The organism is Bacillus alkalicellulosilyticus (assembly GCF_002019795.1).
In the GTDB taxonomy this organism is placed as follows: domain Bacteria; phylum Bacillota; class Bacilli; order Bacillales; family Bacillaceae_F; genus Bacillus_AO; species Bacillus_AO alkalicellulosilyticum.
In genome coordinates this window covers 2,844,537-2,861,140 of sequence record NZ_KV917381.1, presented here as the reverse complement: position 1 = coordinate 2,861,140, position 16,604 = coordinate 2,844,537, and the positions used below count along the sequence as shown (strand labels likewise).

Sequence of the window (16,604 nt, the reverse complement as noted above, 5' to 3'; positions counted from 1 at the left end):
TGGTAAAACTATACAAAAGAATGCTAAGAGAGGGGGATAATAAATGCATATGCAAAAACAAGATTTTTCCAACAAAGATGCAATGGTGATCGGTGGTGTTAAGTTGCATTACGAATATTTACGTGGTAACCAAGCTAAGGAAGGCCCAGTCATCTTATTAATCCATGGCTTTATCTCTTGCTCGTATTGCTTTCGCTACATTATGCCAAAGTTGAGTGAAGAATATCCTGTCATCGCTGTTGATTTACCGGGATTTGGGAAAAGCGAGAAATCAAAAACGTTTACCTATTCGTTTGAAAGCTATGCGGCTCTTCTTTTTACATTTCTTGATAAGTTACAGGTGAAAGAAACCATCGTGGTCGGTCATTCTATGGGAGGGCAAGTCGCTCTATACATGGCAAAACAGAAGCCGGAACAGGTCAAAAAAATTGTACTAATGTCCAGCTCTGGTTACTTGAAAAGAGTGAAGAAGCACTATTTATTTGCTTCATATCTACCTTTTTCCCCAAAGGTGTTAAAGTGGTATTTTGAAAAACGAAATTATAAGGAAGCTCTTAGTCATGTAGTTTATGATAAAACGGCTGTTAACGATAATTCTGTAAAAGAATACACTAGGGCTTTTAAAGATGAGGGTTTTTATGAAGCGCTCATCCGGCTAGCTCGCCATCGCGAAGGTGATTTAACATCTGAACAATTACATTTGATTACACAACCCGCTTTACTTTTATGGGGTAAGGAGGATGAGATAATCCCATTCCGAATTGGTAAAAGATTGGACCATGACCTTCCTAATGCGACATTATATGGGTATGAGAAGACTGGACACCTTCTCCCAGAAGAACGACCAGATGAAGTCGTGGAACGAATGTTACAGTTTATTTGATTTAACTTACAACAACCTACGATGTAGGAATCTAAATCGTGGAGTAAGACAGCTTCTCTATGGTACGATTAAACTGGGTGATAATATGGAAATAGATGCTAAAGGATTATCAAGGAAGGAACATTATTCCCTTCTTATATCAACGGTGCTACCACGACCAATTGCGTTTGTTACAAGTATTACGGAAGGTGGAACGGTTAATGCTGCGCCATTTAGTTTTTTTAATATTGTCACAGCTGAACCACCTCTCCTCAGTATAGCTGTTGGTCGCAAAGCTACGGGAGAACAAAAGGATACAGCACGAAACATTGCGACGAAAAAGGAATTTGTGGTTCATATTGTTAGCGAGGATTTAGTTCATCAACTAAACCAAACAGCCGCACCGTATCCACCTGATGTCAGTGAAGTGCAAGAGGCCAAATTAGAAACAATAGATAGTCAAATTGTCACAGTGCCATCCATTAAAGAGGCAAAAGTCCGGTTGGAATGTACATTAGAGCAAATCATTCCGCTCGGAGGAAAAAATGAGGAACCCGCATCAGATTTAATAATTGGACGGGTGGTGCATTATTCAATTGATGATGCAATTATAAACGAAGGCATTGTCGATGTTAATTTGTTAGATCCTTTGTCACGATTAGGTGGAGCAGACTATGGGAAGATTGGAAAAACCTTTTCTTTACCAAGGCCCACTTTATAAAATCTATTATGAAAAAACCTCTTGCTGTTTCAAGCAAGAGGTTTTTCTTTTTTTTGGAGCGTACACATAATTATCGTGCCCGAAGTGCCTTCCCAAAAGGGAGGAGAGGTAACGAAAAGGAATAATCGTTACCAGAGGGAAGTACAAAAGGGTCGAGCGGGTAACGAATAGGGATAATCGTTACCTAGGGACAGTAGAAAAGGGTCGAGCGGGTAACGAATAGGGATAATCGTTACCTAGGGACAGTAGAAAAGGGTCGAGAGGGTAACGAATAGAAATAATCGTTACCGAAGGGCAGTAGAAAAGGGTCAAGCGGGTAACGAATAGGAATAATCGTTACCGAAGGGCAGTAGAAAAGGGTCGAGCGGGTAACGAATAGGGATAATCGTTACCGAATGACAGTAGAAAAGGGTCGAGAGGGTAACGAATAGAAATAATCGTTACCTAGGGACAGTAGAAAAGGGTCGAGCGGGTAACGAATAGGGATAATCGTTACCGAATGACAGTAGAAAAGGGTCGAGAGGGTAACGAATAGAAATAATCGTTACCGAAGGGCAGTAGAAAAGGGTCAAGCGGGTAACGAATAGGAATAATCGTTACCGAAGGGCAATAGAAAAGGGTCGAGAGGGTAACGAATAGAAATAATCGTTACCGAAGGGCAATAGAAAAGGGTCGAGAGGGTAAAGAATAGAAATAATCGTTACCTAGGGGCAGTAGAAAAGGGTCGAGAGGGTAACGAATAGAAATAATCGTTACCGAATGACAATACAAAGAAACTAATTTTTCCATTTTCTTTTAGTTTTAGTTCAAAATTAGTCTTGTCCGCATATATCTAAGATAGTGATGATTTGGAGGTATATGGATGAAGCGGATACAAGTAGTAAATGACATATCATTGTTTTTTATATTGGCAGTCGTAGCACTCATTTTATTTTACGTCGCCCCTTATACATGGGAGGAAAGTTTTTTATCTGGCTCCTTTTTAATCATGGTCTCATTATTTTTGAGTTTGTTTTTTGAAGCGATTCCCTTTTTGTTAGCAGGAGTATTAATCTCCGGAGTCATCCAAGTGTTTGTTAGAGAAGAACACATTCAAAAGCTGCTTCCTAAGCATCCGATTCTCACCATTATTGCTGGTTGTTCCTTAGGTGCGATTTTCCCTGCCTGTGAGTGTGGGATTGTTCCTATCATCCGCCGTCTTCTTCGAAAAGGGGTTCCTCTTTATGGTGCAATTGCGTTTATGCTTACGGGTCCCTTAATTAATCCTTTAGTTGCATTTTCAACATACGTCGCTTTTGGACATGATGTCATGATGATGGTGTGGCGGTTTTCGCTTGGGTTTATTGCTGCCTGTATCATCGCATTCTTAGTGTATTTGTTTTATAATAAAGGACCTGAACTCAAACATACAAAAGAAACACTACAAGTATCAACCCGTTTGACCCCTCCTTTATCAAAAAGGTTCACATATATGGGGAAACATGCGATCGAAGAATTTTTTGAAATGAGTAAGTTTTTTATTTTAGGGGCTCTTCTGGCAGCCATTGTCCAAACGTATCTCTCAAGCTCTACTTTTTTTGTATTTGGCGAAAGTAAAGTGGTATCTATAGCCGTTATGATGGGTTTTGCTTATATCCTTTCCCTTTGCTCAGAGGCCGATGCTTTTATTGCCGCTTCCTTTTCACACCTTATGCCAAAAGAAAGTTTACTCGCTTTTTTACTATATGGCCCGATGCTAGATTTGAAGAACACGCTCATGTTAGCTGCTATTTTTAAATTGCGTTTTGTTTTATTTCTTATGATTGCGATCACGGTCGTTGTATTTTCAGTAGTTATCATACTGTAAGGAGTTGAACGTGTTGACGTTTCATAGTGATAGATTTTTTCGTGCCTTGTTATTAGCTTGTTTGGCAGCGATGATTTTTTACCTTGATGCCACGGGAGCTTTATTACAATTTCTTCATTCAGAGTATATCGTCTTAACACAAATAGCCTCCATCATTCTATTATTTTTATTTTTTTTAGAAGCCAAAGCCATTTGGACACCGAAAAGAGATGATGAACATGATGAGATGTGTGCGTATTTTGGGTGTGGTCATGAAAAAACAACCTTTTTTTCTGCTAAATCATTTTTTACCTATGGTGGGTTTCTCTTCATTTTAGTAGCGAGTTTCTTTTTGCCTATCCAAACGCTAGACCATTCAATAGCTATGAATCGAACGGTCATACCAGTGCTAGATCAAGTGGCCACAAGTAATCATGGTCAGAAAGAAAAAATAGTTATCTTAACTAATGATAATTTTTCGGAAATGACAAATCAAATCTACCAAGAGCCAAAAAAGTATGCTGGAAAAACAATCAAACTAAGCGGTATGCTTCATAAAGCGGATGGCCTAGAAGAAAATCAGTTTATGATTTCTAGATTTGTCGTGACTCATTGTATCGCTGATGCGAGAATTATTCAGTTTATCAGTGAATTTCAGGACCTACCACATATAAGTGGAGAGGATGCATGGGTAACGATTCAAGGGGAATTGACATATGTGTTGACTCCGAAAGGGAAAATGCCATATGTTCTTGTTCATGAATGGGAGAAAACTGAAATGCCAGAAAATCCCTATGTACACTAAAGATAGTAAGATACTAATTTCTAACGCTATGATATAATAGAGGTGTCTTCCTTGTTAAAGAAGTTGGAGGTGCCTTATGGATCCATTAGATGTTCTTATAAATAAAAATCAAATAAGTGCTTTTTACCAGCCTATCATAAGTGCAGATAAACAAATTGTTGTCGGATACGAGGTTTTTGCTCGGATGAATACTGAAGAAGGCCCGCAAAGTCTAGGATCTTTTTTTAATGATGATTCGATTCCAGAAGAGTATCGTGATGAAATTGATGATCATGTTCAAACTCTTGCACTAGAAAAAGGATTATTGAATCCAGAACTCTATCTTTTTCTAAATATAAACATTCACTCGTTAGTAAAGGATGATGGGGACCGTTTAATGGATAAGTTATTCTCTTATCAAAAGAAAGGGATTTCTTTGGAGAGGATTGTTCTAGAGATAAAAGAAAGTGACTATGCCACAAATTATTCAGACATAAAGCATTTAATCACGTACATCCAAAGTACAGGCGTAAATATAGCGATTGGAAATGTCGGGATTTCATCAAGTAACCTAGAACGTTTAGCGAAACTTAATCCTAACATTGTAAAAGTAAATGTCGGTTTTCTAGAGGGGGATAAATTTCCGGAGCTTTATCGTGATGTCCTTCATTCGCTATCGGTGTTAACGAGAAAGCTAGGAGCTACCTTGTTGTTTGAAGGCATTGATACGTATTCTAAATTAAATTTTGCTTGGAAAAATGGAGCAAGATATTACCAAGGCTATTATTTAGGAAGACCTACAGATTCATTCGTTGATGTTGAATTTTGCAAGGGTACGATAAAAAAAGAATTTCACCATTTTATTGATTATGAGCGAAAAAAAATAAAGTCTCAACTTCAATTAGCAGATAGTCTTACACAGTCTTTAAAGCTTACCTTAAAATCAATCAAGTCATATGACCTATATGATGAGATGGTGATTTCAATTGCTAAAGCATTAACTGACACGACTTTCCGAGTGTATCTATGTGACCAAGATGGATTTCAGCAGTCGTCGAATGCTGTGAAATCGGATGAAGGAATTTGGAAGCTTGAAAAAGAGAGCCGCCAAAAAAACTGGAGTTGGCGTCCTTATTTTCTTGAAAATATAGTAAGAATGGATTTTGAGAAAAAAGGAATTCTTTCGGATTTATATACAGATATTGAAAAAGACGAAATGATTAGAACGTTTTCCTACCCAATGGAAAATGGATTGTTTTTATTTATTGATATCCCCTATTCCTATTTATATGAACAGGACGGGTTACTGTAGTGTAAACCGAAAAGTTTTTAAGAGAGCGTAGCAATTCAAATTGAGTTGGTACGCTATTTTTATGGCTATAACGACGTAGGCCTATCACCTAATCTTAGTAGTGGTCAACAATCTGAAAAAACGTTATGATTAGTAAATGTTTGTTTATATAAAAGGGGGCATCATAATGAAGGAGCTTCGTATACTTAGCCCTTTGATGATTTATTTGTTTTTTGCGTATGCAAACTTAATGATTTTTGCGAGTTATATGCCAGTTTATTATCAACATAAAGGTTTAAGTGAAACAGACATTGGTTGGCTTTTAGCAGTAGGCCCCTTTGCGACGATATTTGCGCAACCCATATGGGGTTTTTTAAGTGACAAATATAAGTCCTATAAAAAAATGATTTTATGGTCACTTTCAGGGGCTGTTCTCGTATCCTTTATCGTTTTTAGCGTAAATACATTTTGGGCCTTCATGCTAAGTGTGTTTTTGATTTTTTTATTTATCCCACCATTAACAGCGCTAGGGGATAGCTTAGCTCAAAAAACGGCTGCCGAACGTAACATTAGTTTTGGTCAGTTGCGAATGTGGGGCTCATTAGGCTTTGGGATTTGCACTTTAATCGTCGGTTTCTTCCTTTCGAAATATGGGATTCAGTATGTGATGGTTCCTTATTGGATTTTAGCTGCTTTGCTATGTGCTGCGGCTTTGTCTTTAAAGGACATTAAATCTACAAATAAACCAGTTACTTTGTTTACGGCACTACAATTGAAAAATAATAAGAAATTAATGTACTTTCTAGCGATCATCATGCTTGTTTCAATAAGCCACCGAGCAAATGATAGTTTCTTGGGGATTTATATTATAAGCCTGGGCGGAGACGAATCATTAATTGGTTCAGCATGGTTTGTTGGGGTTATCTCAGAAACGATAATACTAGCCACGAGTGCATGGTGGTTTCGACGATTTCACCCGCTTACATTTATTACGATTGCTGCAGCTTTATATAGCATGAGATGGTTTTTTATGGCTTCGATTACAGAGCCAGGATACATCCTGTTATTTCAGGCTTTTCACGGAGTGACATTTGGTCTCTTTTATATTTGCGCGTTTCATTTTGTAACAAAACTAGTACCAGAGGAAATACAAGCTACAGGGCATGTTCTTTTCATTACCGTCTTTTTCGGAGTGTCTGGCATCATAGGTTCGTTGTTCGGGGGATGGATGATAGAATCATTTGGACATAGCCCGTTATATCAATATTTGGGAATCAGTTCTATTATCGGTGTGGTTTGTCTAGTAGGATACCGAAAATGGCTGGATCGATTAGTAGAAAATGAGGATATAGAACGAAACGGAGCTAGCACCTAGGTGCTAGCTTTTTTTCTTGTTACTATTTGTTACAGAAACAATGTAATCGTAAATTCCATTTATAACTTATTTTTTAACAAAAATACACAATATTTAAATTTTTTTCTATTAAATAGTAAGTAAAGTATACCTAGGTAGAAAATATATCATATAGGTAAATGTGTTGGAATGATTACATTTGCTTTGGGTTATATAGGATACAAGCAATAAAATTTGGTTTCTGGAACTTTTTTACATACTGCTGTTTTTTTTACCACCTATATCATTGAAAATTATATATTTCTGTCGAAAGAAGTAGGTAATCGAGAGTTTGTAAAAAGAGTAGAAAAAGGTTCAATATAATGATTCTTTTACTTTATGAAGTGTTCATGGTTGTTGGTTTTAGCAATTTATATACTGTCGAAAATATTGGTAAGTTAATCCATTCAAATGTAGGACTTTGGAGCAAAGTATCGACAGTTTTTGTTTTCGAGATATGTAGAAATTAAGGGGAGACAATTCATTCAAAAGTCATATGTACTGAAAAAATACGAGCATGGTATGATATGACTCGTAATACAAGCTCTTATAAATAATCATGTTTTTCTATTTTCAGATTCTCATCCTTCCTCCTCTATATTTTCATGGATGTGAATCTTGACGATTTATCATACTTCTTTGGTTACTTCCCATCTATTTCGCTTCACTTATACTCACTCAGTAGATTACTCAATGATAGTTTTCCTTTACTTTATGATAGACAATAAAATATGAAAGGAGGTGTTGTTTATGTGATTCCAGAGGATTGCTAAGCAAAAGTAACAAAGCAAGTAGGTATGACATAAAAAGTAAGCGTATTCAATCTTGTATTGTTTTACTAGTTTTTCATTTGTTTCCTTTCGAGATAATTGGATTAGAACCGAAAACCTGAGAGTACTAGAAGCTGGTAGGCTAACCTAATAAAAAAATGAAAAGGATGTGTAAAACCATTGAGGAATAAAAAAACGTTAAAGAAAACGAGTCTTTCTTTTATCGTTATAACGCTTCTCATGTCGTTTATTTTAAGTAACTTAGTTGCACCATCATTCGCAGCTGAAACTCGAGTGGATAATCCTTTTGTCGGGGCAACCGCTTATATTAACCCAGATTATGCTGACTTGATAGACACTTCGATCGCACGAACATCCGATCCAACGTTACGTGCAAAAATGGAAACAATTAAAAGCTATCCAACTGCCGTTTGGTTAGATAGAATTGCTGCTATTCATGGCGGTGAAGTCAATAGTGGCAGAAAAAGCTTAGAAGATCATCTTGATTTAGCTCTTCAACAAAAACAAGGCACTACACCAATGACAGTTACAATCGTTGTCTATAATTTTCCTGGTCGTGATTGCGCAGCGTTAGCATCAAATGGTGAATTACCAATGACGCAAGCTGGTCTTCAACGATATAAGACGGAATATATTGATGAGATTACAGAGGTGTTATCTAAATCTAAGTTTAGAGATCTTAGAATTGTAACTGTTATTGAGGTGGATGGTCTACCAAACCTTGTAACAAATTTAAATGTACCAGAATGTGCACAAGCAAAATCAACTGGAGTTTATGAAGATGCTGCTGTATATGCATTAGAAGAGCTTTCAAAAATTCCAAATGTTTATAACTATATGGACATTGCTCATGCCGGATGGTTAGGTTGGGATAACAACATTCAAGGTGTCGTTCAGCTTTATGCTGACGTCGTTAAAAGAACGTCTAAAGGATTCGATAGTGTGAGTGGTTTCATTACGAATACATCAAACTACACACCGGTTGCAGAACCATTCTTACCAAATTCAGACTTGAATATTGGTGGACAGCCAATCAGAAGCTCGAGCTTTTATGAATGGAATCCAATGTTAGATGAGGCTGATTTTACAGCTGCATTACACCGTAGATTTGTTCAAGCAGGTTTTCCTTCAAGTATCGGATTCCTAGTCGATACTTCTCGTAATGGATGGGGTGGAGAAAGTCGACCTTCTGCTGTTTCGACTTCATCAAATTTAAATACGTATGTAAATGAGAGTCGAATTGACCGTCGTGCACACCGTGGATTATGGTGCAATGTAGATGGCGCTGGAATGGGATTTGCGCCGGAAGCAGCTCCAGCTGGTTATGAAGGTTCTTACATTGATGCATTTGTATGGGTCAAGCCACCGGGAGAGTCGGATGGTGCCAGTGAGTATATTCCAAATGACGAAGGGAAAAATGCTGACCCTAACTGTGACCCAACTCATCGATCAAGTCTAGGTGTTATGACAGGTGCAATGCCTGACGCTCCATTAGCGGGTCACTGGTTCCATGAACAGTTTGTGATGCTCGTGCAAAATGCATATCCTGCAATCCCAACGAGTGGCACTCCTCCAGGACCTACAGTACCTTCTGCACCGACAGGAGTAACGGCAACTGCCGGAAATGCACAAGTCAGCTTAACGTGGGATGCGGTAAGTGGAGCAACAAGCTATACGGTAAAACGAAGAACGTCTCCAACAGGGTCGTTAACGACAGTTGCGACCGGATTAACTTCAACAAGTTTCACAAATACAAGCTTAACAAACGGAACGACGTATTATTACGTTGTAACCGCAGTGAATAGCGCAGGAGAAAGTGTAAACTCAACGCAAGTCAGTGCAACACCATCAGCACCACAACAAAATGTACCAGCAGCACCAACAGGAGTAACAGCAACTGCCGGAAATGAACAAGTCAGCTTATCGTGGAATGCGGTGAGTGGAGCAACAAGCTATACGGTAAAACGAAGAACATCACCAACAGGCGCGTTAACAACAGTAGCAACAGGGTTAACATCCACAAGCTACACCAATACAAGTTTAACAAACGGAACGACGTATTATTACGTTGTAACCGCAGTAAATAGTGCCGGAGAAAGTGCGAATTCATCCCAAGTCAGTGCAACTCCGACAGCACCGCCAACAACACCGACTGGAAATCTTGTAGTCCAGTATCGTGATGCAGATAGAAATGCAACGGGTAATCAAATCAAACCGCATTTCCGCATTGTCAATAATGGAACAACTGCAGTTAATTTAAGCGATCTAACACTTCGTTATTACTATACAATTGATGGAGAGCAACCACAGACATTTAATTGTGATTGGTCACAAATTGGTTGCTCTAACATCCAAGGCTCATTTGTAAAAATGGCGACACCAAAAACTGGTGCTGACCATTATATCGAAATTAAGTTTACAGGTGGAAGCATTTCGGCTGGAGGCAACACAGGAGAAATTCAAGCTAGAATTAATAAAAACAATTGGAGTAATTACAACGAAAACAATGATTATTCGTTTGATGGCACGAAAACATCATTTGCCAATTGGGACCGAGTCACGTTATACCAAAACGGAACATTAATTTACGGTATCGAACCGTAAATCGATACCAAATGTACTCCTGGCCTTCTTTTTTAGGCTAGGAGTATTATAGTAGAAAATATTATCGCCTTGAGGGAATTTCAAATGTGACGAAGAGTAAAAAATCAAATATTGGAGGTCATGTATTATGGGTAAGAAAATAGCTTCCCTCAGTTTAGCTTTTATTCTACTATTTATTTCCTTAGGAATTATCCCACCCACTACTGTTCATGCATTGCCAGGTGTCGCTCAATATGGACAAATCAAAGTGTCAGGAAACCAACTTGTAAGTCAATCCGGTCAACCGATCCAATTAAAAGGGATGAGTTCACATGGGCTTCAATGGTATGGTGGCTACGTCAATAAAGATAGTATCAAATGGTTACGAGATGATTGGGGAATCAATGTATTCCGAGCAGCAATGTACACTAGTTCTGGTGGATATATTTCTAATCCTTCCGTTAAGGAAAAAGTAAAAGAAGCCGTTGAAGCGGCAATTGACCTAGGAATCTATGTCATTATCGATTGGCATATTTTATCGGATAATGACCCGAATATGTACAAACAACAGTCAAAAGAATTCTTTAGAGAAATGGCAACATTATATGGCCACTATCCAAATGTCATTTATGAGATTGCAAATGAGCCAAACGGTAGTAATGTAACGTGGAACAATAGCATCAAGCCGTACGCTGAGGAAGTCATCCCAGTGATTCGTGCGATTGACCCTGATAATATTATCATTGTTGGAACGGGAACTTGGAGCCAGGATATTCATCATGCGGCTGATAATCCGTTAAACTACAGTAATATCATGTACGCTCTTCATTTCTATGCGGGAACACATGGTCAGTTTTTACGAGACCGTATTGACTATGCAATGAACAAAGGAGCTGCCATATTCGTTTCAGAGTGGGGTACAAGTGATGCTTCAGGAAATGGAGGTCCTTATCTTACTCAAGCGAAACAATGGACAGATTTTATGGACAGTCGCAAGTTAAGTTGGGCCAACTGGTCCTTGGCTGATAAAGCAGAGGCCTCTGCTGCACTTTTACCAGGAGCAAGCACTCGAGGTGGTTGGACAACTGGCCAATTAAGTGCATCAGGTAATTTTGTTCGAGACCAAATTAGAGGAAGTGGAACAATAACTCCACCACCAACTGTTCCATCAGCCCCAACAGGAGTAACAGCAATAGCTGGGAATGCTCAAGTCAATTTATCTTGGAATGCGGTAAGTGGCGCAACAAGTTATAATGTAAAACGGCGTACTTCTGCGACTAGTGGCAGTTATACAACGGTAGCAACTGGCTTGACAACTCCAACATTTACGAATACAGCATTAACAAACGGTACGACATACTATTACGTCGTGACAGCCGTCAACAGTGCGGGTGAAAGTAGTAATTCAACACAAGTAAGTGCGACGCCAACAGGTTCACCTACACCTCCATCAAGTGGGAATTTGGTAATTCAATACCGTGCGGCTGACACAAATGCTACAGATAACCAAATGAAGCCTCATTTCCGGATTGTTAATAATGGATCCTCAGCCATTAACATGAGTGATTTAACGATTCGTTATTGGTATACAATTGACGGAGAGCAACCACAGACCTTCACTTGTGATTGGGCTCAGATAGGATGTTCGAATATTCAAGGGTCCTTTGTAAAAATGGGTTCAGCTAAAGCAGGTGCAGATCATTATATCGAAATTAAATTCACCGGGGGCACCATTTCAGCTGGAGGTTATAGTGGGGAAATACAAACGAGAATTAATAAAAACAATTGGAGTAACTTCAATGAAAGTAATGATTACTCTTTCGACCCAACAAAAACAGGATTTTCTAATTGGAATCGAGTAACATTGTATCAAAATGGGACTTTGATTTACGGGATAGAGCCGTAAAAGAAAATGATATAACAAAGTAAGGGAGCACTTCATAAAAATGAAAAAATATGAGGTGCTCTCTTTTTTATTGTAATATAACAATTGCGCTACTTAAGAACTAGTGATATGATCCTGTATGTATGTTTGTATATAAAAGTTTTATAAGGGGTGTATTCTATGCTTTTAAATTTTAAAAAGGAAAAAAAGAAACTCCTTTTTTCAAGTCTTGAGAAGGAATTAGAACAAGTATCCATTACTATCGATAATGATAGCGATTTATATAATCAATTAAAATTACTAGGATTAACAAGAGATGACTTAGCAATTCTGAAGAAGTTACAACCAGAAGTGGAGAAGAATTTGGGTGTAATCGTAACTAGGTTTTATGATAATCTCTTGCATGAACCTTCATTGATGGCCATTATTAATGACAATAGTACAGTAAATCGATTAAAGAAGACGCTACATCAGCATATTTTTGAGATGTTTTCTGGACACGTAAATGAACAGTATATTCAGCAAAGAAATAAGATTGCCCATGTTCACGTTAGGATTGGATTACAACCAAAATGGTATATGGGAGCGTTTCAAGATTTATTATTATCTTTTATCGATATCATAGATTCTTTTACTGAAACAAAGGAAGATTTTAAATTAGCCGTTACTGCTGTAACTAGAATTGTTAATTTGGAACAACAATTAGTGTTAGAAGCCTATGAAAAAGAAAATCAACGATTACTATTAGAAGAAACGGCAAACAAAGAAAGAGTCTTTGTTGAAGTCACGAAGAATTCAGAGGAACTAGCGGCGATAAGTGAACAAACTAGTTCGGCAATTGTAGAAGTAACAAATAAATGTGATGAGATCACAAATGTGAGCCAGATAAGTTCTGAGCAAGCCATTAAAGCTGAATCGAAGTCACTCGAAGGAAAACAACGATTAGAACAATTAGAAACGATAATGTTGGAAACTCAAGAGCGAATGAATATGATGACTTCAGAAATGAAAGAGCTCGTTTCTACAACCAAAAAAATTGAGGACATCTCAAACCTAGTAACAACGATTGCAGAGCAAACAAACCTTCTTGCATTAAATGCAGCTATTGAGGCGGCCCGTGCGGGTGAACATGGAAAGGGATTTGCAGTTGTTGCTGGAGAAGTAAGAAAGTTGGCCGAAAATACGAAAGAAGCTGTATCTGAAGTGTCAGGTTTAATTAGTGAGATTAATCGATACACAGATACAATGACAAACTCAATTCTTGAGAATAGCGAAGAAATTCAAAAGGGAGCTAGTGAGTCTAGTCAAACAACCCTCTTTTTTATAGAGATCCTTTCCATTTTGAGTGAGATGAAAGGGCAAAACGTTCATATTACAAATGAGATGAATGAATTAACTGAAATATTTACAGATATCAGTAAAGCAGCTGAGCAGGTGGCTATTGCTTCTGATGAACTAACGACGATTACGACTTCGTTGAACTAGATAAAATACTGGAGAAGAGGATCTACAAGGAGTGTTTAAACTTCTAGTTAGATTCTCTTTTCTTGCATTTTTTAAACTTAATTTACATCGGATTAAGTTTAAAAAATCGCATAATATACAAGGGGAATCATGTATAATATGGAAAGTGGAAGAAATAAAAGGAGGAACAACCTATGAATCAATCAGAGTTAGAACCGATTCCGTTGCAGGAACGAATTGTGCCATTAGACATTATAAGAGGACTCGCGTTATTTGGCATTTTACTAGCCAACTTACTATATTATCATGAGCCACTTTTTATGGTAATGGGTACTGGGCAAGAGGGGCAGTTATGGACGTCCACTCCTAATGTAGTGAGCCAGTGGATATTAGATATTTTTGTAGTAGGAAAGTTTTATCCGATGTTTTCTATTTTATTTGGAATTGGATTTGCTGTTTTTATTGAAAGAATCGTTGCTAAAGGTGGGCCAGCTAATAATTTTTTTGCAAAACGGTTATTCATTCTTGCTTTATTTGGTATTATTCATGTTTTTTTTATTTGGTCTGGTGATATTTTGCTTGGTTATGCTTTGACGGGATTTTTTTTACTATTATTTATTAATGCTCAACCAAAAACGATACTCAAGTGGGCGTTTTGGCTGTTTTTCATTAGCCATATTCTTATAGGTCTTTTGACGATGGCTTCTGTTGCCATGCTGGAGATGTTGGGTGAGGAATTATACAGTTCTGAAGAAATTGCGTCAGCGCTATCTGTTTTTCAAACAGGTAGCTATTCAGAAATTCTCTCTTATCGATTATCCATAGAAATCCCAACTGTCCTTGGAAATTTGTTTTTTATTGTACCTTCGATTCTCCCTTTGTTTTTGTTTGGTTATTATGCAACAAAAACGATTAATCTTTATCAAATCGACCAACACCTTCCTTGGGTGAAGGCGGTTTGGAATAAGAGTTTACTACTTTCATTAATCCTTTGTCCGTTTTTCCTTGTTGTTAAAGGGAATTGGATAGGAATGTCCAATGCACTTGTAATCGGATTAGATTTCATTTTAGCAGCTATTTTTGGCCTTGCATTATGCATTTTTTATATGACTAGTATTGTCCTGCTTTATTATAAAGGAAAGATGTTTCTGAACGTGTTTAGTTATCCTGGCAAGATGGCATTATCGAATTACTTGTTTCAATCTTTCATTTGTGTCACAATCTTTTATGGATATGGTTTTGGATATTTTGCAAAAATTGGCCCAGCACTTGGAATCTTGTTAGCATTCATCATTTACGCATTACAAGTGATTGTCAGCTTCTATTGGCTTAAATACTTTCGTTTTGGTCCAATGGAGTGGATTTGGAAAACCATTACTTATCATAAAGCCCAACCTTTGAAAAGGAGGTAAGCATCTTGAATATTGTCATTACAGAACAAGCGATGGAACAGCTTCTACATGTTATTGAATCAGAAGAAAAAAACATTCGTGTTGTTGCAAGAGACACATACGAGTGAAGTACGATGATAGAGTATTTTCTCGCTCTGGATGAGACGAGATCAGATGATATTATAATAAATGTAGATGGGATAGACCTCCTAGTTAATCAAAAAGCTCTTGATGAAATCGGGGATTATCTCAAAATTGATTTTGTTCCGTCACAAGGCTTAAAGCTCATTAATAGGGCACAAACGTTAGCCTATGCGCAACAAGTAAAAAAAACCTATGAGATTGACCCAAGAAGAAAATCGTTATAGAAAAAGAGGCAGGGCCAAAAGGTTGTTTATACCTTTTGGCCCTGCCTCGTTGTGAGTGGTTTTTTCACAAAGGGATTTGTGGGCTTTGCACATCGCATAATCAAAACGGTAAATATGTTTTAGTTATTATAAAAATAAATTAAGGGTTATTCAAAGAAGGGCGATGGCTTCTCTCACTGCGCGTGTTTTACTGTCATAAGAACTACACTTATGGCAGTAAAACACTTTTAAAAAAGTCAGTGGGTTCGCACATCGCATAATCAAAACAGTAAATATGTTTTGATTACGAGTTTGTTGGGCCACCAAAAATGGAGCCCATTTGTTTCATTAAAGGAGTGACTTGGTTTACGGTTTTGACGACATCATCGACCGTTTTTTGTGTTTTCGTTAAGTTGAATTTCCCCGTTTCATCAGTGAAAGCAGCTAAAAAGTTAAACCCTCCAGGTTGAGGTCCGTAAGGGGGGTAACCCGTTGCCCCAGGTGGAAACCCAGGTTGTTGATTTTGTGTTTGTTGCTGTTGAGCTCCTTGTTGTGGTTGTCCTTGCCCTTGCCCTTGTTGGGGTTGTTGAGATGGTTGATTTCCACTAGGGAAAGGAGGCTGTGCCATTTGCTGACCACCCCCATATGGAAATGGTTGATACCCTCCATGATAAAAAGGGGACGGCATCCCTGGATAAGGATGTTGATGCCCATATGGGTAAGGTGGCTGAGAACCGGCATACGGTGAATTAGGAAACATAACTAACTCCTCCTTTGTCTACTCGATTTCAATTGTCTTTCTCTTATTAGGTATGCGTATGGTCAATAACCCATTGTTGTGACTTGCCTTCGCATCTTTTTCTGTAATGGAAAAAGGAACAGGAATAACACGTTCACGAAGCTGTGAGCTATGAAAGTGGGAAATTAATTGTTCATTGTCATTACGTTCTTCAATTATTTCCTCATCTTTCACCGTGATTCTTACAAAGTAATCCGAAACATCTAATGTAATCTGTTCTTTTTTGATGCCAGGGAGATGGGCTTCAATCACAAATTCGCTATTTGTTTCATATGTTCGTACTGGAAAAGATGGTGCAAAAAGTCCACTCAGGTGAAAATTCTTAAAGGTTTCAGTAAAGAAACTGTCGATCGACTTTAAAAAGTCTTGGTACGAATGTTGAACGTTAGGTAAGTTTTTATCATCCTTCATTACTAACACCCTCCATGAAGAAATTGTTCTACCCATACTATATGAAAAAAATTGACA

The 16,604-nt window shown here is 37.8% G+C and carries 13 protein-coding genes; 11 read left to right on the top strand and 2 right to left on the bottom strand.

Going from position 1 to position 16,604, the window contains the following annotated elements:
* Positions 1-43 precede the first annotated feature (43 nt).
* The 11 genes from BK585_RS14215 to BK585_RS14165 all read left to right on the top strand — a co-directional run bounded on the left by BK585_RS14215 (position 44) and on the right by BK585_RS14165 (position 15,358).
* Positions 44-883 carry an alpha/beta fold hydrolase gene (locus BK585_RS14215; RefSeq protein WP_139367568.1) on the top strand — a complete coding sequence of 280 codons (840 nt, stop codon included), beginning with the start codon at positions 44-46 and terminating at the stop codon, positions 881-883.
* The gene (locus BK585_RS14210) at positions 849-1,583 is read left to right on the top strand and encodes a flavin reductase family protein (RefSeq protein WP_472924275.1); all 735 of its coding nucleotides are present in this window, start codon (positions 849-851) and stop codon (positions 1,581-1,583) included. Before BK585_RS14215 ends, BK585_RS14210 begins: the two co-directional genes overlap by 35 nt.
* A gap of 862 nt (positions 1,584-2,445) precedes the next feature.
* Complete coding sequence (locus BK585_RS14205) at positions 2,446-3,429, top strand: permease (protein ID WP_139367567.1); 984 nt, start codon at positions 2,446-2,448, stop codon at positions 3,427-3,429.
* 13 nt (positions 3,430-3,442) lie between these two features.
* Positions 3,443-4,213: a TIGR03943 family putative permease subunit gene (locus tag BK585_RS14200; RefSeq protein ID WP_078554176.1), complete on the top strand. Its 771-nt coding sequence runs from the start codon at positions 3,443-3,445 to the stop codon at positions 4,211-4,213.
* A 76-nt stretch (positions 4,214-4,289) separates the two neighbouring features.
* Complete coding sequence (locus BK585_RS14195; RefSeq protein WP_078554174.1) at positions 4,290-5,504, top strand: EAL domain-containing protein; 1,215 nt, start codon at positions 4,290-4,292, stop codon at positions 5,502-5,504.
* A gap of 166 nt (positions 5,505-5,670) precedes the next feature.
* Positions 5,671-6,858, top strand: a complete 1,188-nt coding sequence (locus BK585_RS14190; protein ID WP_078554172.1) for an MFS transporter — start codon at positions 5,671-5,673, stop codon at positions 6,856-6,858.
* A gap of 968 nt (positions 6,859-7,826) precedes the next feature.
* The gene (locus BK585_RS14185) at positions 7,827-10,271 is read left to right on the top strand and encodes a glycoside hydrolase family 6 protein (protein ID WP_078554171.1); all 2,445 of its coding nucleotides are present in this window, start codon (positions 7,827-7,829) and stop codon (positions 10,269-10,271) included.
* A gap of 127 nt (positions 10,272-10,398) precedes the next feature.
* Positions 10,399-12,156 (top strand): cellulase family glycosylhydrolase, encoded by a 1,758-nt coding sequence (locus BK585_RS14180; protein ID WP_078554170.1) that lies wholly within the window; start codon positions 10,399-10,401, stop codon positions 12,154-12,156.
* 159 nt (positions 12,157-12,315) lie between these two features.
* Entirely contained in the window at positions 12,316-13,620 is a 1,305-nt protein-coding gene (locus BK585_RS25000) for a protoglobin domain-containing protein (RefSeq protein ID WP_078554169.1), read from the top strand.
* A 173-nt stretch (positions 13,621-13,793) separates the two neighbouring features.
* Positions 13,794-15,011, top strand: coding sequence for a DUF418 domain-containing protein (locus tag BK585_RS14170; protein WP_078554168.1), 1,218 nt, complete (start codon positions 13,794-13,796; stop codon positions 15,009-15,011).
* A 113-nt stretch (positions 15,012-15,124) separates the two neighbouring features.
* Positions 15,125-15,358, top strand: coding sequence for a hypothetical protein (locus tag BK585_RS14165; protein WP_078554167.1), 234 nt, complete (start codon positions 15,125-15,127; stop codon positions 15,356-15,358).
* Positions 15,359-15,641: 283 nt separating this feature from the next.
* Here the strand turns inward: BK585_RS14165 and BK585_RS14160 are convergent, their stop codons facing one another.
* Together BK585_RS14160 and BK585_RS14155 are read right to left on the bottom strand one after the other, a co-directional pair.
* Positions 15,642-16,097 carry a YppG family protein gene (locus BK585_RS14160; protein ID WP_078554166.1) on the bottom strand — a complete coding sequence of 152 codons (456 nt, stop codon included), beginning with the start codon at positions 16,095-16,097 and terminating at the stop codon, positions 15,642-15,644.
* A gap of 18 nt (positions 16,098-16,115) precedes the next feature.
* On the bottom strand, positions 16,116-16,547 hold the full coding sequence (locus BK585_RS14155) for an Hsp20/alpha crystallin family protein (protein WP_139367566.1): 432 nt from the start codon (positions 16,545-16,547) through the stop codon (positions 16,116-16,118).
* Between the last annotated feature and the right edge of the window lie 57 nt (positions 16,548-16,604).

What these genes read in the sequence shown, in the direction of transcription:
- BK585_RS14215 (WP_139367568.1), top strand. Translation starts at nt 44, where the DNA reads ATGCATATGCAAAAACAAGATTTTTCCAACAAAGATGCAATGGTGATC.
- BK585_RS14210 (WP_472924275.1), top strand. Translation starts at nt 849, where the DNA reads ATGAAGTCGTGGAACGAATGTTACAGTTTATTTGATTTAACTTACAAC.
- BK585_RS14205 (WP_139367567.1), top strand. Translation starts at nt 2,446, where the DNA reads ATGAAGCGGATACAAGTAGTAAATGACATATCATTGTTTTTTATATTG.
- BK585_RS14195 (WP_078554174.1), top strand. Translation starts at nt 4,290, where the DNA reads ATGGATCCATTAGATGTTCTTATAAATAAAAATCAAATAAGTGCTTTT.
- BK585_RS14190 (WP_078554172.1), top strand. Translation starts at nt 5,671, where the DNA reads ATGAAGGAGCTTCGTATACTTAGCCCTTTGATGATTTATTTGTTTTTT.
- BK585_RS14180 (WP_078554170.1), top strand. Translation starts at nt 10,399, where the DNA reads ATGGGTAAGAAAATAGCTTCCCTCAGTTTAGCTTTTATTCTACTATTT.
- BK585_RS25000 (WP_078554169.1), top strand. Translation starts at nt 12,316, where the DNA reads ATGCTTTTAAATTTTAAAAAGGAAAAAAAGAAACTCCTTTTTTCAAGT.
- BK585_RS14170 (WP_078554168.1), top strand. Translation starts at nt 13,794, where the DNA reads ATGAATCAATCAGAGTTAGAACCGATTCCGTTGCAGGAACGAATTGTG.
- BK585_RS14165 (WP_078554167.1), top strand. Translation starts at nt 15,125, where the DNA reads ATGATAGAGTATTTTCTCGCTCTGGATGAGACGAGATCAGATGATATT.
- BK585_RS14160 (WP_078554166.1), bottom strand. Translation starts at nt 16,097, where the DNA reads ATGTTTCCTAATTCACCGTATGCCGGTTCTCAGCCACCTTACCCATAT.
- BK585_RS14155 (WP_139367566.1), bottom strand. Translation starts at nt 16,547, where the DNA reads ATGAAGGATGATAAAAACTTACCTAACGTTCAACATTCGTACCAAGAC.